The 21,144-nt window shown below is 62.2% G+C and carries 17 protein-coding genes; 13 read left to right on the plus strand and 4 right to left on the minus strand.

Annotation, left to right across the window (positions count from 1 at the left end):
- Nucleotides 1–13 precede the first annotated feature (13 nt).
- From pilW to ACK56M_RS05135, 9 genes are all read left to right on the plus strand, one after another.
- Nucleotides 14–775, plus strand: coding sequence for a type IV pilus biogenesis/stability protein PilW (gene pilW / locus ACK56M_RS05095; protein ID WP_015269015.1), 762 nt, complete (start codon nucleotides 14–16; stop codon nucleotides 773–775).
- Nucleotides 772–1,815 carry a RodZ domain-containing protein gene (locus tag ACK56M_RS05100; protein ID WP_217190026.1) on the plus strand — a complete coding sequence of 348 codons (1,044 nt, stop codon included), beginning with the start codon at nucleotides 772–774 and terminating at the stop codon, nucleotides 1,813–1,815. The genes pilW and ACK56M_RS05100 overlap by 4 nt, the downstream gene beginning before the upstream one ends.
- 2 nt (nucleotides 1,816–1,817) lie before the next feature.
- Entirely contained in the window at nucleotides 1,818–2,927 is a 1,110-nt protein-coding gene (ispG, locus tag ACK56M_RS05105) for a flavodoxin-dependent (E)-4-hydroxy-3-methylbut-2-enyl-diphosphate synthase (RefSeq protein ID WP_003257869.1), read from the plus strand.
- 25 nt (nucleotides 2,928–2,952) lie between these two features.
- Nucleotides 2,953–4,242, plus strand: a complete 1,290-nt coding sequence (gene hisS / locus ACK56M_RS05110; protein ID WP_100413263.1) for a histidine--tRNA ligase — start codon at nucleotides 2,953–2,955, stop codon at nucleotides 4,240–4,242.
- A gap of 39 nt (nucleotides 4,243–4,281) precedes the next feature.
- Nucleotides 4,282–4,920: a tetratricopeptide repeat protein gene (locus tag ACK56M_RS05115; protein ID WP_015269019.1), complete on the plus strand. Its 639-nt coding sequence runs from the start codon at nucleotides 4,282–4,284 to the stop codon at nucleotides 4,918–4,920.
- Complete coding sequence (bamB, locus tag ACK56M_RS05120) at nucleotides 4,921–6,063, plus strand: outer membrane protein assembly factor BamB (protein WP_013971028.1); 1,143 nt, start codon at nucleotides 4,921–4,923, stop codon at nucleotides 6,061–6,063.
- A gap of 117 nt (nucleotides 6,064–6,180) precedes the next feature.
- Nucleotides 6,181–7,644: a ribosome biogenesis GTPase Der gene (gene der, locus ACK56M_RS05125; protein ID WP_013971029.1), complete on the plus strand. Its 1,464-nt coding sequence runs from the start codon at nucleotides 6,181–6,183 to the stop codon at nucleotides 7,642–7,644.
- Nucleotides 7,645–7,735: 91 nt separating this feature from the next.
- The gene (locus tag ACK56M_RS05130) at nucleotides 7,736–8,146 is read left to right on the plus strand and encodes a helix-turn-helix domain-containing protein (RefSeq protein ID WP_100413264.1); all 411 of its coding nucleotides are present in this window, start codon (nucleotides 7,736–7,738) and stop codon (nucleotides 8,144–8,146) included.
- 131 nt (nucleotides 8,147–8,277) lie between these two features.
- Complete coding sequence (locus tag ACK56M_RS05135; protein ID WP_411959285.1) at nucleotides 8,278–9,069, plus strand: RHS repeat-associated core domain-containing protein; 792 nt, start codon at nucleotides 8,278–8,280, stop codon at nucleotides 9,067–9,069.
- Between the two features lie 11 nt (nucleotides 9,070–9,080).
- Here the strand turns inward: ACK56M_RS05135 and ACK56M_RS05140 are convergent, their stop codons facing one another.
- Entirely contained in the window at nucleotides 9,081–10,109 is a 1,029-nt protein-coding gene (locus tag ACK56M_RS05140) for an IS30 family transposase (protein ID WP_188258425.1), read from the minus strand.
- A 608-nt stretch (nucleotides 10,110–10,717) separates the two neighbouring features.
- Here ACK56M_RS05140 and ACK56M_RS05145 point away from each other — a divergent pair.
- Nucleotides 10,718–11,866, plus strand: coding sequence for a pyridoxal phosphate-dependent aminotransferase (locus tag ACK56M_RS05145; RefSeq protein ID WP_411959286.1), 1,149 nt, complete (start codon nucleotides 10,718–10,720; stop codon nucleotides 11,864–11,866).
- Nucleotides 11,854–12,645: an amidohydrolase gene (locus ACK56M_RS05150; RefSeq protein WP_411959287.1), complete on the plus strand. Its 792-nt coding sequence runs from the start codon at nucleotides 11,854–11,856 to the stop codon at nucleotides 12,643–12,645. The genes ACK56M_RS05145 and ACK56M_RS05150 overlap by 13 nt, the downstream gene beginning before the upstream one ends.
- Before the next feature lie 177 nt (nucleotides 12,646–12,822).
- On the opposite strand, the gene ACK56M_RS05155 is transcribed toward ACK56M_RS05150, so the two are convergent.
- Together ACK56M_RS05155 and ACK56M_RS05160 are read right to left on the minus strand one after the other, a co-directional pair.
- Nucleotides 12,823–15,378, minus strand: coding sequence for a PepSY domain-containing protein (locus tag ACK56M_RS05155; RefSeq protein WP_191471956.1), 2,556 nt, complete (start codon nucleotides 15,376–15,378; stop codon nucleotides 12,823–12,825).
- Between the two features lie 262 nt (nucleotides 15,379–15,640).
- The gene (locus tag ACK56M_RS05160) at nucleotides 15,641–17,953 is read right to left on the minus strand and encodes a TonB-dependent receptor (protein WP_411959288.1); all 2,313 of its coding nucleotides are present in this window, start codon (nucleotides 17,951–17,953) and stop codon (nucleotides 15,641–15,643) included.
- A gap of 222 nt (nucleotides 17,954–18,175) precedes the next feature.
- On the opposite strand from ACK56M_RS05160, the gene ACK56M_RS05165 reads away from it, so the two are divergent.
- Nucleotides 18,176–18,856, plus strand: a complete 681-nt coding sequence (locus tag ACK56M_RS05165; protein WP_015269025.1) for a Fe2+-dependent dioxygenase — start codon at nucleotides 18,176–18,178, stop codon at nucleotides 18,854–18,856.
- A 3-nt stretch (nucleotides 18,857–18,859) separates the two neighbouring features.
- Nucleotides 18,860–19,609, plus strand: a complete 750-nt coding sequence (locus ACK56M_RS05170; RefSeq protein ID WP_411959289.1) for a tetratricopeptide repeat protein — start codon at nucleotides 18,860–18,862, stop codon at nucleotides 19,607–19,609.
- A gap of 174 nt (nucleotides 19,610–19,783) precedes the next feature.
- On the opposite strand, the gene ACK56M_RS05175 is transcribed toward ACK56M_RS05170, so the two are convergent.
- The gene (locus ACK56M_RS05175) at nucleotides 19,784–20,947 is read right to left on the minus strand and encodes a type III PLP-dependent enzyme (protein ID WP_015269027.1); all 1,164 of its coding nucleotides are present in this window, start codon (nucleotides 20,945–20,947) and stop codon (nucleotides 19,784–19,786) included.
- Nucleotides 20,948–21,144: the final 197 nt, after the last annotated feature.

The following is a 21,144-nucleotide window of genomic DNA, read 5'->3' on the forward strand; positions in this document are numbered from 1 at the left end:
CGGGACCTTGCCCATGAGCCTGCGCGCCGCGCTGTCGATCCTTGCGCTTTCGCTGCTGGCCGGCTGCGTGTCGGGCGGCGCGGGCGACCCCCTGGCCAGCCGCCAGGGCAGGGCAGAGGCGGGGCGGGCCTATGTGCAGCTTGGGCTGGGTTATTTGCAACAGGGTTTGACCGAGCAGGCCAAGGCGCCGCTGGGCAAGGCCCTGGCCCTGGATGGTGGTGATGCCGATGCGCACGCCGCCCTGGCGCTGGTCTTTCAGGCCGAAGGCGAGCCTGCGCTGGCCGAAACGCACTTCCGCAAGGCGCTGAAGGCACGTACCGGCGACACGCGAATTCGCAACAATTACGGCAGTTTCCTTTATGCTCAAGGCCGATTTGCCGAGGCCGAGCAGATGTTTCGCCTTGCCAGCGCCGATACCCTGTATCCTGAGCGCTCACGCGTTTACGAGAACCTGGGCCTGACCGCCCTGAAGCTCGAGCGCCGCGACCAGGCCCATGCGTATCTGCAGAAAGCTCTGCAACTCAACCAGCGGCAGCCGAAAGCCTTGCTGGAAATGGCTGAGTTGTCCTACGAAAACAGGCATTATGTGCCGGCCCGGGACTACTACGATCGTTTCAGCCAGTTGAGCGACCACGATGCCCGTAGCCTGCTGCTGGGCAGCCGCCTTGCCAGGGTATTCGACGAGCAAGGCACACTGGCCGAGCTGGGCCAGCAATTACAACGACTTTATCCCGGTACGCCGGAATATCAGCAATACCTGTCGGAGCAACGATGAAAGCCGCGCATCCCGAAGTAGCAGTAGCGCCTGGCCAGAACCCCGGTGAGCTTTTGCGTCAGGCCCGTGAGAACCGGGACTGGTCACAAGCCGAGGTGGCCCGCAAGCTCAACCTCACTGTCAGTTCGTTGAACCACGTGGAAATCGGCGCCTTCGACAAGCTGCCGGGGCATACCTTCGCCCGTGGTTATATCCGCGCCTATGCCAAGCTGATGGACCTGGACCAGGCTGCCCTGGTGGACGCCTTCGACCGTTACACCGGCACCCACGCCAAAGGCAGCGACGTGCACTCGCTGGGCCGTATCGAAGAGCCCGTGCGCCTGTCGCACAACATTCTGCGTGGCGTCAGCCTGCTGCTGCTGGTGGCAGTGGTCGGCGGCGGCTTCGTCTGGTGGCAGGACCAGGGCAGCCTGCGTGGCAAGGAGCTGGCCAAGATTGCCCTGGAGCACGTCGAAGTCGAAAGCGCCGACGGCACCACCCAGATTCACCCGCTCGATGAGCCTGAAGACCAGGCTGTTTCCGCTGGCCAGCAGCCTGAGAGTGCGCCGCTGCCGCTTGAGCAGGGCGCAGCCGATCAGCCTGCCGCCGTACCGGCACCGGCAAGCCCGGCACCTGCCGATACCGCTGCCGTAGTACCGACACCGGCCCAGCAGGCGCCTGTGCCAGCGATCGCCAGCGCACCTGCTGCCGCGCCTGCGCCGGTAGCACCGGTTGCCCCGGCCCCGGCGGCTGTTGCACCTGCTACACCTGTAGCGGCCGTGGCCGCTGCCGAGCCTGCCGCCGCCGCAGTGCCGGCTGGCAGTGCCAAGGTCGCCATCCAGTTCGTCGCCGATTGCTGGACCCAGGTCACCGACGGCAACGGCAAGGTGCTGTTCAGCGCCATCAAGCGCAAGGGGGACAACCTCGAGCTGACCGGCAAGCCGCCGTTCTCGGTACGCCTGGGCTTTGCCCGTGGCGCCCAGGTCAGCTACAACGGCCAGGCCGTCGATGTTGCCCCGTTCACCAGTGGCGAGACCGCTCGCCTGAAGTTGGGACAGTAATCATGCACGGCGAATCTCCGATCAAACGTCGCGAATCCCGCAAAATCTGGGTCGGCAATGTACCGGTGGGTGGTGATGCCCCCATCGCGGTGCAGAGCATGACCAACACCGACACCAACGATGTGGCCGCCACCGTGGCGCAAATCCAGCGCCTGGTCGATGCCGGCGTGGACATCGTGCGCGTCTCGGTGCCGGACATGGACGCTGCAGAGGCGTTCGGCCGCATCAAGCAGCAGGTCAGCGTGCCGCTGGTTGCCGACATCCACTTCGACTACAAGATCGCCCTGCGCGTGGCCGAACTGGGCGTCGACTGCCTGCGTATCAACCCGGGCAACATCGGCCGTGAAGACCGTGTACGCGCGGTAGTCGATGCCGCCCGCGATCGGGGCATCCCGATCCGTATCGGCGTCAACGCCGGCTCCCTGGAAAAGGACCTGCAGAAGAAGTACGGCGAACCGACCCCGGCGGCGCTGGTCGAGTCGGCCCTGCGCCATGTCGAGCACCTCGACCGCCTGGACTTCCAGGACTTCAAGGTCAGCGTCAAGGCCTCCGATGTGTTCATGGCCGTCGAAGCCTACCGCCTGCTGGCCAAGCAGATCGTGCAGCCGCTGCACCTGGGCATCACCGAAGCCGGTGGCCTGCGTTCGGGGACGGTGAAATCCGCTGTCGGCCTCGGTATGCTGCTGGCCGAAGGCATTGGCGATACCATCCGTATCTCGCTGGCGGCCGACCCGGTCGAAGAAGTGAAAGTCGGCTACGACATTCTCAAGTCGCTGCACCTGCGCTCGCGTGGCATCAACTTCATCGCCTGCCCGAGCTGCTCGCGGCAGAACTTCGATGTGGTCAAGACCATGAACGAGCTGGAAGGGCGCCTGGAAGACCTGCTGGTGCCGCTGGACGTGGCGGTGATCGGTTGCGTGGTCAACGGCCCGGGCGAAGCCAAGGAGGCCCATGTGGGGCTGACCGGCGGCACGCCGAACCTGATCTACATCGACGGCAAGCCGGCGCAGAAGCTGACCAACGACAACCTGGTCGATGAGCTGGAAAAGCTCATCCGCCAGAAAGCGGCCGAAAAGGCCGAAGCCGACGCGGCGCTGATCGTCCGTGGCTGACACACAGAATTCGTAAGGACTTTTCGTGAGCAAATCGCTGCAAGCCATCCGTGGCATGAACGACATCCTGCCAGAACAGTCGCCACTGTGGCGCTACTTCGAAGGCACCGTGGCCGGCCTGCTGGACACCTACGGGTACAGCCAGATCCGCACGCCGATCGTCGAGTTCACCGAGCTGTTCAAGCGCTCCATCGGTGAAGTGACCGACATCGTCGAAAAAGAGATGTACACCTTCGAGGACCGCAACGGCGATTCGCTGACCCTGCGCCCCGAAGGCACTGCCGCCTGCGTGCGTGCCGTACTCGAGCATGGCATCACCGGCAACGGCCAGGTGCAGAAACTGTGGTACATCGGCCAGATGTTCCGCCACGAGCGCCCGCAGAAGGGCCGCTACCGCCAGTTCCACCAGATTGGCGTGGAAGTGTTCAACCTGGATGGCCCGGACATCGATGCCGAGCTGATCATGCTGACCTGGCGCCTGTGGGGCCTGCTGGGCATCCAGGACGCGGTCAAGCTGGAGCTCAACAGCCTGGGCACCAGCGAAGCCCGTGCACGCTACCGTGATGCGCTGGTCGAGTTCCTCTCGGCGCGCCTGGAGCAACTGGACGAAGACAGCCAGCGCCGCCTGAAGAGCAACCCGCTGCGCATCCTCGACAGCAAGGACCAGAACACCCAGGCGGTGCTGGTCGGCGCGCCGAAGCTGGAAGACTACCTGGACGAAGAGTCGCGCGTGCACTTCGAGGGCCTCAAGGCCCGCCTGGACGCTGCCGGCATCCCGTTCGTGATCAACACCAAGCTGGTGCGTGGCCTGGACTACTACAGCAAGACCGTGTTCGAGTGGGTCACCGACAAGCTCGGCGCCCAGGGCACTGTCTGCGCCGGCGGCCGTTATGACGGCCTGGTCGAACAGATGGGCGGCAAGCCGACCCCGGGCGTCGGTTTCGCCATGGGCATCGAGCGCCTGATCCTGCTGCTGGAAACCCTGGGCAAGGTGCCCGAGTCCATCAGCCGCCAGATCGACGTCTACCTGTGCGCCTTTGGCGAACAGGCGGAGCTGGCCGGCCTGCGCCTGTCCGAAAGCCTGCGTGACCGCTTGCCGGGCCTGCGCCTGGCAGTCAACGCCGGCGGTGGCAGCTTCAAGAGCCAGTTCAAGAAAGCCGACAAGAGCGGCGCGCTGTTCGCCCTGATCCTCGGTGACGACGAACTGGTCAAGCAAGAGATCGGCTTCAAGCCCCTGCGTGGTCAGGGCGAACAACAGAACATTGCCTGGGATGCTCTGGCTGAGCACCTGGAAACCGCGATCGCGCAGGCGTAACGCGGTTCAACAAGCGAATAGGCGAAAAGGAGTATTGGGGTGTCGAGTACCGATGATGAACTGGCAGGGGTCAAGGACTGGTGGAACCGCAACGGCAAGCCGCTGCTGACCGGTGCCCTGCTGGCTGGCGTGGTGGTGTTGGGCTGGAATACCTGGCACAAGTACCAGAACAATCAGTCGCAAGGTGCCTCGCAGCTGTACCAGGCCTTGCTGGAGACCAGCCTGACGCCGACTGGCCAGCCTGACGCGACCAAGGTCGCGGAACTGGCCGGCAAGCTCAAGAGCGAGTTCGGCGGTACCGCCTACGCCCAGTACGGCAGCCTGTTCGTGGCCAAGGTCGCGGTCGAGACCGGCAAGCTCGACGACGCTGCTGCCGAGTTGAAGAGCGTGCTGGACAAGCCGGCCGATGCCACCCTGGGCGAGATTTCGCGTCAGCGCCTGGCTCGTGTGCTGGCCGCCCAGAACAAGGCCGAGGATGCCCTCAAGTTGCTCGACGGCGACGCCGACAAAGCCTTCCTGGCCAGCCGCGAAGAGTTGAAAGGTGACCTGCTGGTGCAACTGGGTCGCGCCGACGACGCGCACAGCGCTTACGAGAAAGCCAAGGCTGCGTTGTCCGATGAGGCGGCGGTCGGTGGCCTGCAATTGAAGCTGGATGACTTGGCCAAAGGGGACGCGTAAGTGATCGGTTGGAAACATGCAGCAGTGCTGACCCTGGCCGTACTGGCCGCAGGTTGCAGCAGCAACAGCAAGAAGGAACTGCCTCCGGCCGAGCTGACCAAGTTCACCGAGGAAGTGGTGCTGAAAAAGCAGTGGAGCCGTTCGATCGGTGACGGCCAGGGCGAGACCTACAACACCCTCGTACCTGCCATCGAGAACGACCGTATCTACGCCTCCGACGTCAACGGCGAAGTCTTTGCCCTCGACCGTATCACCGGCGACGTGGTGTGGAAGAAGGACCTCGAGCTGCCGGTTTCCGGCGCTGTCGGCGTGGGCTACGGCCTGGTCATGATCGGTACCCTCAAGGGTGAAGTCATCGCCCTGGACTCCAGCACCGGTGAGGAGCGCTGGCGCTCCCGCGTGACCAGCGAAGTGCTGGCCCCGCCTGCGAACAACGGTGACGTGGTGGTGGTGCAGACCCAGGACGATCGCCTGATCGGCCTGGATGCCGCCACTGGCGACCGTCGCTGGATCTACGAAAACACCCCGGCCGTGCTGACCCTGCGTGGCACCGGCGCGCCGATCGCCACCAACCGCCTGGCCGTCGCCGGCCTGTCCACCGGCAAGGTGGTGGCGGTGGACATCAACAACGGCGTACCGGTGTGGGAAAGCCGTGTGGCGATTCCGCAGGGCCGTTCCGAGCTGGACCGCGTGGTCGATATCGACGGCGGCCTGCTGCTGTCGGGTGGTACCCTGTACGTCAGCACCTACCAGGGCCGCGTCGCGGGCCTGGACCTGGAAAGCGGCCGCGTGCTGTGGCAGCGTGATGCCTCCAGCTACGTGGGTGTCGCCCAGGGTTACGGTAACGTCTATGTCAGCGAAGCTTCCGGTACTGTCGAAAGCGTCGACGAGCGCTCGTCCAGCGCCCTGTGGACCAACGACACCATGGCTCGCCGCCAGCTGACCGCGCCTGAAGTGTTCTCCAGCTACGTGGCGGTGGGCGACTTCGAGGGTTACCTGCACCTGCTGAGCCAGGTCGATGGCCGCTTCGTCGGCCGTGAGCGTATCGACAGTGATGGCCTGCGCGCCCGCCCACTTGTGGTCGGCGACACCATCTACGTCTTCGGCAACAGCGGCAAGCTCGAGGCACTGACCATCCGCTGAAGCTATGCTTGAAGCCTTGGCGGGCTTCAAGCCGCGGCGTAGGACACGCCGCCCGAACTCCGGCCGCTGCCTTGCAGCGGCCTTTGCATTTTCAAGAATTCAAGAGTGGAGAGCCGAATGGTTCCCGTAATCGCCCTGGTGGGCCGCCCGAACGTCGGCAAATCCACCATGTTCAACCGCCTGACCAAGACCCGCGATGCCATCGTCGGTGACCTGTCGGGCCTGACCCGTGACCGCCAGTATGGTGATGCCACCTGGCAGGGTCGTTCCTTCATCCTGATCGACACCGGCGGTATCACCGGTGACGAAGTGGGCATGGACGAGAAAATGGCCGAGCAGTCGCTCATGGCCATCGAAGAAGCTGACTATGTGCTGTTCCTGGTCGATGCCCGTGCCGGCATGACCGCTGCCGATCAGATGATCGCCGAGCACCTGCGCAAGCGGAACAAGGAAGCGATCCTGGTTGCCAACAAGATCGACAACATCGACGCCGATGTGGCTCGCGCCGAGTTCTCGCCGCTGGGCATGGGCAACGCCATCCCGGTGGCCGGCTCCCAAGGCCGCGGCATCAATGCGCTGATGGAGGCCGTGCTCGGCCACCTGCCACGCGACCAGGTCGAGGAAGCGCTGGACGCCGAAGTCGCCGAAGGCGAGGAAGCGGTGCGTATCCCGGGCCCGAGCGAAAAGGATGGCATCAAGATCGCCATCATCGGCCGCCCCAACGTCGGCAAGTCGACGCTGGTCAACCGCATGCTCGGCGAAGAGCGCGTGGTGGTGTACGACCAGCCGGGCACCACCCGCGACAGTATCTACATCCCGTTCGAGCGCGATGACGAGAAGTACACCTTCATCGACACCGCCGGCGTGCGCAAGCGCGGCAAGATCCACGAGGAAGTCGAGAAGTTCTCGGTGGTGAAGACGCTGCAGGCGATCAAGGACGCCAACGTGGTGATCTTCGTCATGGACGCCCGCGAAGGCGTGGTGGACCACGACCTGAACCTGCTGGGCTTCGCCCTGGAAGCCGGCCGTGCCATCGTCATCGCCCTGAACAAGTGGGACGGCATGGAGCCGGGCGAGCGTGACTACGTGAAGACCGAGCTGGAGCGCCGGCTGTTCTTCGTCGATTTCGCCGACATCCACTTCATCTCCGCCCTGCACGGCACCGGCGTGGGCCACCTGTACAAGTCGGTGCAGGCCGCGTTCAAGTCGGCGGTAACCCGTTGGCCGACCAGCCGCCTGACGCAGATCCTCGAAGATGCCGTGAGCGAGCACCAGCCGCCGCTGGTCAACGGCCGCCGCATCAAGCTGCGCTATGCCCACCTTGGTGGTGCCAACCCGCCGCTGATCGTGATCCACGGCAACCAGACCGACAAGATTCCGAAGTCGTACTCGCGTTACCTGGAGAACACCTACCGGCGTGTGCTGAAGCTGGTCGGTACGCCGATCCGCATCGAGTACAAGGGCGGTGAGAACCCGTACGAGGGCAAGAAGAACACCCTCACTGATCGCCAGGTCAACAAGAAGCGCCGCCTGATGTCGCACCACAAGAAGGCCGAGAAGAAGCGCCGCGACAAGCGCTGATTCCGCGTCAGCTTCTTCGCGGGCTTGCCCGCTCCCACAGGTTGGACTGCCCCCCCAAAAGTTGGACGCCAATCCAACCCTTGGGGGATCTATGGAAAAGTACACCGAGCTATTCAAGCTCACTGCGATCACTGCTTACCTGAATGGCAACAATGGTTTCCGAAAGGTGGCTCGACACTTCGGTATCGACTTCAGCCTGCTCCGGCGCTGGGTTGCCAGTTATCAGGTCGGTAAGGGTATCTGTTCAGGCTCGCCTGGGCGGCGTTATACCTGTGATTTCAAGCAGCAAGTGCTCAGCTACATGCTCGAGCATCGGCTTTCACTGCGCCAGACCGCTGCGCATTTTGGTCTTGGACAGTCCTCACAGATTGGCATTTGGCAGCGGCAGTACTACAGTGGCAGTCCAGTCACCTCTACTGCCGCCAAGCCAAAAAAGCCAATTCTTCCACTTTTCGTTCAACCTTCCCCTGACCGCTTGATTCGCGACCCGTTCGAGTTCTAGTGCGATTGTCTCACCAGCCCATAGGCACGTGCTGCTACTCGGTCCTACCTGTAAAAAATGCTAGTTGTACGCTGCCGCAAGCTTTGAAAGACTTATTCCTAAAGTAGGTGTCTGCCAGCGAGGGGCTAAGTATGGGGATTCAGCGTAAAACTTTGAGTCTGTTTTATTGTGACGGTGATATACATGCGTGCCTTGGTGATCAAGGCAGTCGAACCGTGTTTCGAGGGGGAGGGCAAGCATTAGCTGAGTGGAATGGCAGTGCTGAAAGTAATGTCAGCTTATTGTCGGTCAGTGAATCCGGTTCCGTGAATGGCATGGCGCATCAGGGGGAATGGGAGAGATTTGATTATACTGCTTATGGCCATTGTTCTTCCCTTTCATCGGGCCATTCTCTGCTAGGATTCAATGGCGAGTATTACGGTAATTTAATTAACGGGTACCTGCTGGGAAACGGTTACAGATTTTTTAATGGTCTGAGATTCTATTCTCCAGACAGTTTTTCACCTTTTAGGGTTTTGAACGCGTATGGGTATTGCGATGGGGATCCTATAAATTACACCGACTCAAGTGGTCATTTGCGGGTCTGGTTCAGATCGCCAGCGTATAAGAGATCCAAAGAACTTATGAGGCAATTGGATTCAATGGCGTCAGAATTTCAGGTGATGACCAACAAACTGAAACATGATCCGAGGTTGGACAGAACTTCAAAAATTAAAAAGCGGTTTAATAGTGATCTAACACCCATGGAGGAATCAGCGAAATCCCTTATGTCCAACTTGGCGGGGCTCGCAGGAACTAGTCCCGAAAATTTTACGCGTGCAAGTGCCAAAGTCGATTATCCTTCAATGCGGAAGCGTCTTGCTAAAGCGATTAATGAGTACGTTTTTACCTATGAATTGATGTTGGGCGGTTGCAGAAGCTGAGTGCAACACGGTTATTGGATTGAAGTGGGCGCATCGTGCCGCATAGCCATGGCCTTTTGCATCACCTCACTCATCATTTCGATCGGACATTTGAAATCGAAGCGCTTACGGGGACGCATATTCAGTTGCAAGGCAATGGCGTCCAGCTCCTCCTGGCTATGTACCGACAGGTCTGTGCCCTTGGGCAAGTACTGGCGAATCAGGCCGTTGATGTTTTCGTTGCTGCCGCGCTGCCAGGGGCTGTGCGGGTCGCAGAAGTAAATTGCCACCCCGGTCTGCTGGGTGATTTCAGCATGCCGCGCCATTTCTCGGCCCTGGTCGTAGGTCATGCTCTTGCGCATCGCCAGCGGCATGCCATTGAGCGCTGCACTGAAGCCTTCCATCGCCGAGGTCGCCGTCGCGTCGTTCATCTTTACCAGCATCAGGTAGCCACTGGTTCGCTCCACCAGCGTGCCTACACACGAGGCGTTGGCCTTGCCCTTGATGAGGTCGCCTTCCCAATGCCCCGGCATCAGCCTGTCTTCAATCTCCGGCGGGCGCACATGAATACTGACCATCTCGGGGATCTGGCCGCGCCGATCCACGCCACCAGAGCGCGGTCGGCGCGTCGTCTTGCCTTGGCGCAGACAGATGATCAGCTCCTTACGCAGCTCACCCACTGGCAGGGCATAGATCGCGTTGTAGATCGTCTCGCGACAGACGTAGGCTTCTCTGAGGCTGGGAATGTTCATGCTGCGCAGCTTGCCGGCAATCTGCTCGGGAGACAAACGCTCGCGCAGCATATGGGCCACCAACTGGAAGCGCTCACTACTCGGCAAGAGCTTTCGTTTCGGTCGACAGCGTTGGCGGCGGGCCTGCATTTGCTGCTGGGCCAGGCGGGCCGAGTAGCCACCGCAAGCACCTCGGTTACGGCGCAGCTCACGGCTGATGGTCGAAGGGGATCGGTTGATCAAGCAGGCAATCCTGCGCAGGCTGAAGCCTTGGGTACGACCGATTTGAATGGTGGCGCGTTCTTCAACGCTGAGTTCGGAATAAGACATAGGGGCAGCACCGTACCGGAAAGGTCAGGTGTTGCACTCAGTTTTTGCCGCCGCCTTGTTTAAAATAAGAATTCAGCGCCCGGGAAAGTTAAGGTTATCTCATAGTCAATCCTATCGAGGGTCGCCCGCTGGTGGCGAAACATCCAGCGGGGCCTTGCGCAGAACGCGCTCGGTGGATGAAGGGTTGAATTTATCCAATGAGGGTTCTGCGATTCGTAAAGTGTAAAACGCTTACCAAGGTAATCGGAGTAGAAGTGTAGCGTTAAGAAATAGGCGCCTCAGTTAGTTTAATTTGATAAGGCAAAAAATGTAGTGAGCGGAGATAGGGCAGAAATTAAGCGAGCGCTGCTCGAGGCAGCGCTCGAATTTCGTGGGTTGTCAATGAGCACCCGCGCTTGGTTCTACGCTGCATGATCATCGCGCACGCACTTTGCGCTTTAGGCTACGAAGCGAGGTTTCTTGATACGCCCATATAGCGGGATGCCGCACCGACAACAGCCTTTGATCCAGCGCAAATTCCCCTAGAGTTTCAACCTTTTTCCTGACCGCTCGATCCGCTATGCTCGGACTCCACCCCGTGCCGGATACACCCCAGGAAAGAGGGCTCCATGATCCGCAGCAAACTGCCGAATGTCGGCACGACCATCTTTACCACCATGTCCCAGCTCGCCGTGCAGACCGGCGCGCTCAACCTGTCGCAAGGCTTCCCCGACTTCAATGGCCCGCAGGCGCTGCTCGATGCAGTCGGCCGGCATGTGGCCGACGGGCATAACCAGTATTCGCCGATGACCGGCCTGCCGGCCCTGCGCCAGCAGGTGGCGGCCAAGGTCGCGCGGCTGTATGGCGCGCAGGTGGATGCCGACCAGGAAGTGACCATCACCCCTGGCGCCACCGAGGCGATCTTCTGCGCCATCCAGGCTGTGGTGCATGCCGGTGACGAGGTAATCGTCTTCGATCCTTGCTACGACAGCTACGAGCCGTCCGTGGAACTGGCTGGTGGGCGCTGCGTGCATGTACAGCTGAGCGATGGCGATTTCCGCATCGACTGGCAGAAGTTCAGCGATGCCCTCAGCCCGCGCACGCGCATGGTCATTCTCAATTCGCCGCACAACCCCAGCGGTGCGCTGATTACCCAAGAAGACCTGGGCCAACTGGCCCGGCTTATCGCTGACCGCGATATCTACCTGGTCAGCGACGAGGTCTACGAGCACCTGGTCTATGACGGTGTAGGCCATGCCAGCGTGTTGGCCCACCAGCAGCTGTACCCGCGCGCCTTCGTGGTCAGCTCGTTCGGCAAGACCTATCACGTCACCGGCTGGAAGACCGGCTACGTGATCGCCCCGCCGGTGCTGAGCGCCGAGCTGCGCAAGGTGCACCAGTACGTCAACTTCTGCGGCGTGACCCCGCTGCAGTGCGCCCTGGCCGATTTCATGGCCGAGCACCCTGAGCATATCGATGAACTGCCGGCCTTCTACCAGGCCAAGCGTGACATGTTCTGCGGCTTGCTGGAGGGCTCGCGGTTCCGTTTCACCCGCACGGCGGGTACCTATTTCCAGCTGGTGGACTATTCGCAGATCCGCCCGGACCTGAACGATGTCGACATGTCGCTGTGGCTGACCCGTGAGCACGGCGTGGCGACCATCCCGGTGTCGGTGTTCTACCAGCAACCCATCCCCGAGCAACGCCTGGTCCGCCTGTGCTTTGCCAAACGAGAGGAGACGCTGCGTCAGGCAGCGGAAAGACTATGCGCGATCTGAGCGAACTGCCGAACCTGAAAATCGCCCTGGTGCAAACCACCTTGGCCTGGCATGACCGCGAAGCCAACTTTGCGCACTTCGAGGTGCTGCTGGAGCAGGTAGGCGAGGTGGACCTGGTGATTCTGCCGGAAATGTTCACCACCGGTTTCTCGATGCAGTCGGAAAGCCTGTGCGAGCCGGAGAACGGCCCGACCTACAAGTGGCTGAAAGCCCAGGCGAAGAAGTACAACGCGGTGATCACCGGCAGCGTGATCATCCAGGCCGCCGATGGCAGCCACCGCAACCGCCTGCTGTGGGCTCGGCCGGATGGCGAGATCCTGCATTACGACAAGCGCCACCTGTTCCGCATGGCCGGTGAGCACAAGCACTACACCCCGGGCGAGCGCCAGGTGCAGTTCGAGCTCAAGGGCTGGCGTATTCGCCCGCTGATCTGCTACGACCTGCGCTTCCCGGTGTGGAGCCGCGATGCCCAGGACACCGACCTGTTGCTGTACACCGCCAACTGGCCGGCTGCGCGCCGCCAGCACTGGAACCGCCTGTTACCGGCGCGGGGTATCGAGAACCTGTGCTATGTGGCGGCGGTGAACCGGGTGGGCACCGACGGCAAGGGCTTTGCCTATTCCGGTGACAGCCAGGTGCTGGACTTCCAGGGCGAGAGCCTGCTCAGTGCCGGGGAGGCCGACGGGGTGTTCACCGCGGTGTTGAGTGCGGCGGAACTGGCGGCCTACCGGGCCAAGTTCCCGGCCAACCTGGATGCTGACACCTTCGAGCTGCACTAGGCCGGAACTGTATGGCTTGAATTGGCCCGCTGTAGGAGCGGCCTTGTGTCGCGAAAGGGCCGCAGAGCGGCCCCAGGATCCTGGCAGCGATGCATGAATTGCCGGGGCTGCTACGCAGCCCTTTCGCGACACAAGGCCGCTCCTACAGGTACTGCGTTGCTAGCTCAGGCCAGTTTTTCAGTAAACATCCCGCCGATACCGCCCATCCTCGATCAGCTGTTGCACAACCGCTTCCCCGAGGATGCCGTTGAGCGCCGCATCCACCCCGGCAGCCATGCCTTGCAGGCTGCCGCATACATACACACAGGCACCATCCGCGACCCAGCGCTTGAACTCTTCAGCCTGCTGCAGCAACGCATCCTGCACATACACCTTGTCGGCCTGATCCCGCGAAAAGGCGAGGTCCAGGCGTGCCAGGTCGCCGTTGTCCAGCCAGCCTTGCAGCTCGTTGCCGCACAGCAGGTCATGCGCCCGGTTACGCTCGCCGAACAGCAGCCAGTTGCGCTGCTCGCCAGCATTCACCCGCGCGCGTAGCAGGCTGCGCAGGCCGGCCAGGCCGGTGCCGTTGCCAATCAACACCAGCGGTGCCGCCGTTTCCGGCAGGTGGAAGCTGCTATTGCGCCGCAAACGCAGGCTCAACGTACCGCCAAGCGGCAGGTACTCGGTCAGCCAGCCGGAACCCAGGCCCAGGTTGCCATCGGCATGGCGTTCCTGGCGCACGATCAGCTCCAGCACGCCATCGCTGGCGATCGAGGCAATCGAGTATTCGCGGCTGCCGATCGGCACCAGTGCGTCGACCAGCGCCTGCGGCTGCAAACCGACCAGGTGATCGCGACGGGTCGGCAACTGCCGACCGGACAGGGCCTGGGCGAGGGTTTCGGCCAAGCCATTCACTTGCACCTTGGCGCCGCCGTCCAGCGTCATTCCATCGAGGAAGGCGTCGATCCTCGGCTGGCCGTTGAGCGGCAGGATCTCCACCAGGTCGCCGGCTTCCCAGCTGGCGGGCTGCTCCGGTCGCAGGCCCAGCAGGTACACCGGCTGGCCCTGGCTGCCCGGGTTGAGCAGTTCGCGGCGCACCAGCGACCAGTTGCCGAAACTCGGCGGTTGCCAGGCGGCCACTGGCTGGGCGCCGGTCAGTTGCGCCAGTTCCTGCTGCCACTGCTGCAGCGCGGCTTGGTCGGCGTTGTCCACTTCCACCGGGCTGAATGCGCTGCTGGCCCCGCGTTCGCCCAGCCATGCCTGCAGGCGGCGGGCGAAGCCGCAAAAGTGCGGATACTGGCGGTCACCGAGGGCGAGCAGGGCATAGCTGAGGTTGTCCAGCGCCCAAGGCTGGCCTAGCACCTTACGCTCGAAGGCGCGGGCGCTGTCGGGGGCTTCGCCGTCGCCGAAGGTGCTGACCACGAACAGCGCACGGCGGGCCTGGCGCAGGTCGCTTTCACCCAGTTCTGCCAGGGCGCGTACCTGCACTGGCAGGCCGGCGGCCTGAAGCTGCCCGGCGCTCTGCCAGGCCAGTTGTTCGGCAAGCCCGCTCTGGCTGGCAAAGCCGATCAGCCAGCTGTCGCCGCTGGCAGTGTTGCTGGTGACGTTGCCACGGGCGGCACGTACCTGGCGCTTCTTGCGACGGCGGTCGAGGTACAGCAGCCAGCCGGTGACGAAGAACAGCGGCATGGTCAGGCTGGCGATGGTGACGATGATGCGCCCCGGCAGGCCGAAGTATTCGCCCACGTGCAGGGCGTAGACGCTCTGGAGCAGCTGGGCCTTGAAGGACTTGTCGGTGTAGCGGTCATGTCTTTTCACCTGGCCGCTGGCCGGGTCCAGTACCAGGGTGTTGAAGGCACGTGGGTGGTCGGCGTTGTCCAGCAGGTAGAACAGGTTGGCCGGCTGGCCGCCTACCGGTGGCAGGCGCAGGTTGTACATGGCCAGGCCCGGGCCGGCAGCGTCCTTGAGGTTGGCCCAGATTGCGTCGTAGTCGACCACCAGCGGCGGGGCGTTCTTGTCGATTTTCTGCGGCCCGTGGCGGCCACGACCTTCGCCGCGCTTTTGCTGCTGGCCGGCGGCCGGCGCGTCGGCCAGCAGCTTGTTCAGGCCCTCGCGGTACCACTCGTAGGACCAGAACAGCCCGGTCAGGGCGAACAGCAGGTAGAACAGCAGGCACCAGGTGCCGGCCACCGCATGCAGGTCCCAGTTGAAGGCGCGGCCTTTCTTGGCCCAGTCGAAGGTCAGCCAGGTGCGCCAGTCCAGCGCCTTGCGCGGCCAGCGCAGGTACAGGCCGGAGAGGCAGAAGAACACCAGCATCAGGGTGCAGGCACCGGTGATCTGCCGGCCGCTGTCTCCCATGGCCAGGAAGCGGTGCAGGTTGAGCATGAGGTTGAAGAAGCCTTGCCCGGCCACTTCTCCCTTGAGTTCGCCGGTATACGGGTCGGCATAGCGCAGCTGGCCACGGCGCTCGCCTGGCGGTGGGGTAAAGAAGACGCGTGCGGCGTTGCCTTCGCGTACATCGACCCACAGCATCGCCACCTTGTCGTGCTGCTGGGCCTCGACCCGCTGGACCAGTTCGGCCGGGGGCAGCACGCCCTCCGGGCGCACCTGGACCTTCAGGACATCGGCATTCAGCGCGCGCAGCAGTTCTTCCTGAAACGAGTACAAGGCCCCGGTGATACCCATCAAGGCCAGCACCAGGCCAGCGGTGATGCCAAAGAACCAGTGCAATTGGAACAGCGTCTTCTTCACCACATGATCACCTTGTGTTTCTGCCGCACACTACGCGGCGTGCATTATGCCTTGATACGCAAAAGCCCCGCTCACGGGAATGAACGGGGCAGGGTGGGCTAGTCAGTCAGGCTTGTGTTGTCTGTACCGGCCTCTTCGCGGGTGAACCCGCTCCCACAGGTACTGCACTGACCTCATGTCCAGTGATATTTCTGTGGGAGCGGGTTCACCCGCGAAAGGGCCGGCACAGGCGCAGCCCATTCAACAGATCAACCCCATCCCGGCATCAGAAGTGGACGCTGGTGGTCAACAGAGCCGTCCGCCCCGCCGCCTGGTTGGCGAAGTGGGTAGAGAAGGCCTTGTCGTAGTACACCTCGTTGGTCAGGTTCTGCACGTTCAGCTGCAGGTCGATGTTCTTGGTCAGCTTGTAGGCGGCCATAGCGTCGTAGCGTACATAGCTGTCGACCATGGTGGTATTGGCCACGCTGCCATACACGTCATCCACGTAGAAGGCACCGCCACCCACGGTCAGCTTCGGCGTAATGGAGTAGGTGGTCCACAGGCTGGCGCTGTTGTTCGGCGTGTTTGGCAGCTGGTTGCCGTCGTTGGCCTTGTTCACGGCACCACCGTCTATCTGGCGAGCTTCCATGTAGGTGTAGCCGGCAAATACCTGCCATTTTTCGGTGATCTTGCCGCTGGCAGACAGTTCGATGCCCTGTACGCGAGTTTCGCCGACGTTCTCGTAGGTAGTGGTGTCAACCTGGACGCGGGCGTTTTCCTTCTCGGTGCGGAACAGCGCAGCGGCCAGGGACAGGCGCTGGTCGAGCAGGTCCCACTTGGTGCCGATTTCGAAGTTGGTGGTTTCCTCCGGCTCCAGATCGCTGCTCAGCAAGTTGCCGGCGCGGTCGGTGGTGTTGCCCAACGGGTTGCCTTCAGTACCTTCGCCCAGCATTGCTCCGGGTGGCGTTGCGGAGGTGGCGTAGGAAACGTAGATACTGCCATTCTCGGCCGGCTTCCATACAAGGCCCAGCTGGCCGGTAACGAACTCGCTTGTATCCTTGCCTTTGGAGACAACGCCCTTGCTGTTCACCACGGTGGCGCCTGTGGCGTCGTAGGTGCGGTACTGGGTGTCGAAGTGGTCGTAGCGCAGGCCCATGTTCAACAGCCACTCGGGCGTCAGTTCGAGTGTGTCAAAAACATAAATTGCGCGGGTGTTGCTCTTGGTATCGGTGCCCGCGTAGTTGCGTGCGATGCTGCCGTTCCACGGATCGTCCGGGTTCGGGTTGCTCAGTGAGGTGCAGTTGTAACCGCTGGTGGCGCCGATCATGCCTGGGGTGCAGTTGGTGTTGGCGGTGCCGCCTGGGACGGTGTCGGTATCGACGGTGTAGCTCGAGCGCTTGCTCTCTTCTCGGCTCAGCTCGATACCGGTCGAGAAACTGTTCTTCATGCCACCCAGGTAGAACTCACCGAACAGGTCGGTCTGGTTGGTGGTGGTGGCAGTGTTGCCCACACGGGTGTTGGCGCGGCGCCAGACGCTGCCGTTGTTGACGTTACCCTTGCTGTCGTCAGGCTGGGTCAGGATGTAGTCCTGCATGCTGTTGCCATGGCGCAGGGTGTTCTTGATGGTCAGCGAGTCGGTCAAGTCGTGCTCGATGGCAAAGGTGGCAATATCCACGCGGCTTTTGCGGAAGTCACGACCGGTCAGGCCATAGAAGTTGTCGCTGTCACCGCCGTCGTACGGCTTGCTCGGATGTGCCGAGGTGCGGGCAGTACTACCAGCGGTCGGGATGGTGTACGGGATGCCCGAATCCGGCAGGTCGTCGCTTTCCAGATGGTAGTAGTCGAGGTTCACGCGGGTCGGAGTACCCAGGCCGAAGGCCAGCGATGGGGCGATACCCCAACGGTCGTAGTTGACCTTGTCGCGGCCGGCGACGTTGCTTTCGTGGGTCATCAGGTTCAGGCGCCCGGCAACGGAGTCGCTGAACTGGTAGTTGCCATCGAAGGTATAGCGCTGGGTCTGGTCGCTGCCCCAGGTCCAGGCGCCATCGAGCGAGTTGCCCAGGTGGGCGCGCTTGCTCACCAGGTTGATGGTGCCGCCGGCGGCACCACGGCCGCCGATGGCCGAGTTCGGGCCCTTGGCCACTTCCACCGATTCGATGGCGAAGATTTCACGGGTTTGCGCGCCAGTGTCACGCACGCCGTCCAGGTAGGTGTCGCCTTGGGCGTCGAAGCCGCGGATGAACGGGCGGTCGCCTTGTGGGTTGCCGCCTTCGCCGGCACCAAAGGTGATGCCCGGCACAGTGCGCAGTGCATCCTGCAGGGTCAGGGCGTTGGTGTCCTTGATCACTTGCTGCGGGATCACGGTTACCGAGCGGGGGGTATCCACCAGCGGCGCGGTGTACTTCTGCGAGGATGCCTGGTCGACCTTGTAATCGGTGCTGGCCTGTTCAGCCTTGCCGTTGACGCTGGTGGCGTCGAGGGTGATAGCACTGCTGGCGACCGGGTCGGCGGCGTAGGCCGACGAAGCGCTGAGGGCTACGCCGATGGCAGACACGATCAGGCGTGGTGAACTCACTGCAGATGGTACGTACTGGCGCATTGCTAAGGACCTTCCCCAAGGTGGTAAGGCCGCGGATCTTAATGTAAGCAATTGTTAGTCACAATTGAGAGTCGTTACCATTCGTGAAGAATTTACAATCTTTACAATTTGCCTTTACGGTTTCATCAAGCTGAAACGTCTTAAGCGGCCATTGGGGCTTGTGAAGCGAAAAAGGGAATCAATATCATTGGCGCCTTACATTTTCCAAACGGTGCTGTCGCCATGCTGCTTCATATCCCCGGCCTGTTCGACGCCGATGAACTGGCCCGTATCCGCGAGGCGCTGGAGCAGGCCGATTGGGCCGACGGCAAGATCACGGCCGGCTACCAGTCGGCCAAGGCCAAGCACAACCTGCAACTGCCGGAAGGCCATCCGCTGACCAAGGAAATCGGTAGCGCGCTGATCGACCGCCTGTGGCAGAACCCGCGCTTCATGTCTGCAGCCTTGCCGCACAAGGTGTTCCCGCCGCTGATCAACTGCTACCGCGAAGGCGGCAGTTTCGGCTTTCACATCGACAACGCCCTGCGCCAGCCCAAGGGCAGCCCGGAGCGGGTGCGTACCGACCTGTCTTCCACGCTGTTCCTCAGCGATCCGGACAGCTACGACGGCGGCGAGCTGGTGATCCAGGACACCTACGGCGAGCAGCAGGTCAAGCTGGCTGCCGGTGACCTGGTGCTGTACCCCGGCACCAGCCTGCACAAGGTCAACCCGGTGACCCGTGGCCAGCGTTACGCCGCGTTCTTCTGGACCCAGAGCCTGGTGCGCGAGGACAGCCAGCGGGCGTTGCTCTTCGAAATGGACAATGCCATCCAGCAACTGACAGCCGATGTGCCGGACCATCCGTCACTGCTGCAGTTGACCGGCACCTACCACAATCTGCTGCGCCGCTGGGCCGAGGTCTGAGCCGTGTCCTATCAGTTGCGACGTGAGGAAGTGGTGGATGTGGCCGGTTTGCAGGCCATGCTGGAAGAAAGCCCTGGCAAGGCCGCCCAGGCGATCCTGGCGGCGGCAGGGCAGGGCGTGGTCGAGGCACAGTTGTTGCTGGGGCAGATCCTGCTCGACGGGCGCGGCATTCAGGCGGATGCCGCCGTCGCCAGGCGCTGGTTCGGCATCGCCGCGCAGGGTGGCAGTGCCATGGCGCACAACATGCTGGGCCGTTGCCTGGAGCATGGCTGGGGCGGTGAGCCAAGCCAGGCGCAGGCGGCCATTCACTATGCGCGTGCGGCCGATGCTGGGCTGGACTGGGGGCTGTACAACCTGGGCAACTTGCTGGCCACCGGGCGCGGCATACCGGCCAACCAGGCACAGGCGCTGATGTGCTACGAGAAGGCCGCGCACATGGGGCATGCCAAGTCGATGAACCTGTACGGGCGTTACCTGGAACAAGGCATCGCCACGGCGCCCAATCCGACACGGGCGGTGCGCTGGTATCGGCGCTCAGCCGAGGCGGGGGATTTCCGTGGCATGTTCAGCCTGGCGCTGGTGCTTGTCGAGCGGGGGCAGGTGGCGGAAGCCGGGCCTTGGCTGGAACGGGCGCGGGTCGAGGGAAACATGAATTTTCTGCGCAGTGCGCTGGTGACCTTGCAGGAGGCCGGGCCGGTGTTGATGGCATTTGCGGCGCGGTATGCCGAGGAGATCGAACGGCGCGAAGCTTGAGGTTCCCTCAAGGCCTGTAGGAGCAGCCTTGTGCTGCGAAGAGGCCGGCAAGACAAAAGATGGCCTTTGGCAGTTATGGCCTCTTCGCAGCACAAGGCTGCTCCTACAGGGAGTTGCACAGGCCTGAGGGCGGAAAGCACAAATGAAAACGGGGCCTTTCGGCCCCGTTTTGCTTTACAGGTAGTAAGCCTTCAGCGGCGGGAAGCCGTTGAATTCCACTGCGCTGTAGCTGGTGGTGTAGGCGCCGGTCGACAGCCAGTACAGGCGGTCACCGATGGCCAGGTTCAGCGGCAGGCCGTACTTGTAGTGCTCGTACATGATGTCGGCGCTGTCGCAGGTCGGGCCGGCGATGACCACTTCTTCGGTCTCGCCTTTCTTCTCGGTCCAGATCGGGAACTTGATGGACTCGTCCATGGTTTCGATCAGGCCGGAGAACTTGCCCACGTCGGTGTAGATCCAGCGCTCGACGGCGGTGCGCGACTTGCGTGCAACCAGTACCACTTCGCTGACCAGGATACCGGCGTTGGCAATCAGCGAACGGCCCGGCTCGAGGATGATTTCCGGCAGGTCGTCACCGAAGTCTTCCTTCAGGAAGCGGATGATCTCTTCGGCGTAGGTTTCCAGGCTGTTGGTCCGGGTGATGTAGTTGGCCGGGAAGCCGCCACCCATGTTGATCAGCTTCAGCTCGATGCCGTCTTCTTCCTTCAGGCGCTCGAAGATCACCTTGACCTTGGCGATGGCGGCGTCCCACACGCTGATGTCGCGCTGTTGCGAGCCGACATGGAAGGAAATGCCGTAAGGCACCAGGCCCAGGTCGCGGGCGAGAATCAGCAGGTCCATGGCCATGTCGGTCTGGCAGCCGAATTTACGCGACAGCGGCCAGTCGGCGGTGGTCGAGCCTTCGGTGAGAATACGCACGTACACCTTCGAACCCGGTGCGGCCTTGGCGATGTTGCGCAGGTCGGCTTCCGAGTCGGTGGCATACAGGCGCACGCCCTTCTCGTAGAAGTAGCGGATGTCCTTGGACTTCTTGATGGTGTTGCCGTAGCTGATACGGTCGGCGCTGACGCCGCGACCCAGCACCTTGTCCAGCTCGTAGATCGAGGCGATGTCGAAGCTCGAACCTTTCTCTTTGAGCAGGTCGATGATTTCCACGGCCGGGTTGGCCTTGACCGCGTAGTACACCTTGGCGAATTCGAAACCTGCACGCAGGTCGTCATAGGCCTGGCTGATCATCTGGGTGTCGATGAGTACGAACGGGGTTTCCTGCTTGTCGGCGAACGCCTTCATTTTCTGGAAGGTGTCACGCGCGAAATAGTCTTCGACCTGGATCGACATGCTCAGGGACTCCATGGGCAAACTGAAAATTTAAGTGGCTGCAAACTGAACGTCCTCCGTATCCCCACTTTGGTTCGCCTACTCAGTACTTGAGCCGGATGGATCGTTTCCAGCATGGACGTTCGGCGCGCACTTTAGGGCGTGAAGAATGCAGAATCAACAGGCAATCCGGGCGTGATCGACGCGGATCGACGACC

This window comes from Pseudomonas sp. s4 (assembly GCF_046764235.1).
Classification (GTDB): domain Bacteria; phylum Pseudomonadota; class Gammaproteobacteria; order Pseudomonadales; family Pseudomonadaceae; genus Aquipseudomonas; species Aquipseudomonas asiatica.

Excerpts from the sequence above, each read along its gene's own strand:
- ACK56M_RS05100 (WP_217190026.1), top strand. The coding sequence starts at position 772 with ATGAAAGCCGCGCATCCCGAAGTAGCAGTAGCGCCTGGCCAGAACCCC.
- ACK56M_RS05145 (WP_411959286.1), top strand. The coding sequence starts at position 10,718 with ATGATCCGCAGCAAACTGCCGAATGTCGGCACGACCATCTTTACCACC.
- ACK56M_RS05160 (WP_411959288.1), bottom strand. The coding sequence starts at position 17,953 with ATGCGCCAGTACGTACCATCTGCAGTGAGTTCACCACGCCTGATCGTG.
- ACK56M_RS05175 (WP_015269027.1), bottom strand. The coding sequence starts at position 20,947 with ATGTCGATCCAGGTCGAAGACTATTTCGCGCGTGACACCTTCCAGAAA.
- der (WP_013971029.1), top strand. The coding sequence starts at position 6,181 with ATGGTTCCCGTAATCGCCCTGGTGGGCCGCCCGAACGTCGGCAAATCC.
- ACK56M_RS05165 (WP_015269025.1), top strand. The coding sequence starts at position 18,176 with ATGCTGCTTCATATCCCCGGCCTGTTCGACGCCGATGAACTGGCCCGT.
- ACK56M_RS05130 (WP_100413264.1), top strand. The coding sequence starts at position 7,736 with ATGGAAAAGTACACCGAGCTATTCAAGCTCACTGCGATCACTGCTTAC.
- ACK56M_RS05140 (WP_188258425.1), bottom strand. The coding sequence starts at position 10,109 with ATGTCTTATTCCGAACTCAGCGTTGAAGAACGCGCCACCATTCAAATC.
- ispG (WP_003257869.1), top strand. The coding sequence starts at position 1,818 with ATGCACGGCGAATCTCCGATCAAACGTCGCGAATCCCGCAAAATCTGG.
- ACK56M_RS05135 (WP_411959285.1), top strand. The coding sequence starts at position 8,278 with ATGGGGATTCAGCGTAAAACTTTGAGTCTGTTTTATTGTGACGGTGAT.
- pilW (WP_015269015.1), top strand. The coding sequence starts at position 14 with ATGAGCCTGCGCGCCGCGCTGTCGATCCTTGCGCTTTCGCTGCTGGCC.
- ACK56M_RS05150 (WP_411959287.1), top strand. The coding sequence starts at position 11,854 with ATGCGCGATCTGAGCGAACTGCCGAACCTGAAAATCGCCCTGGTGCAA.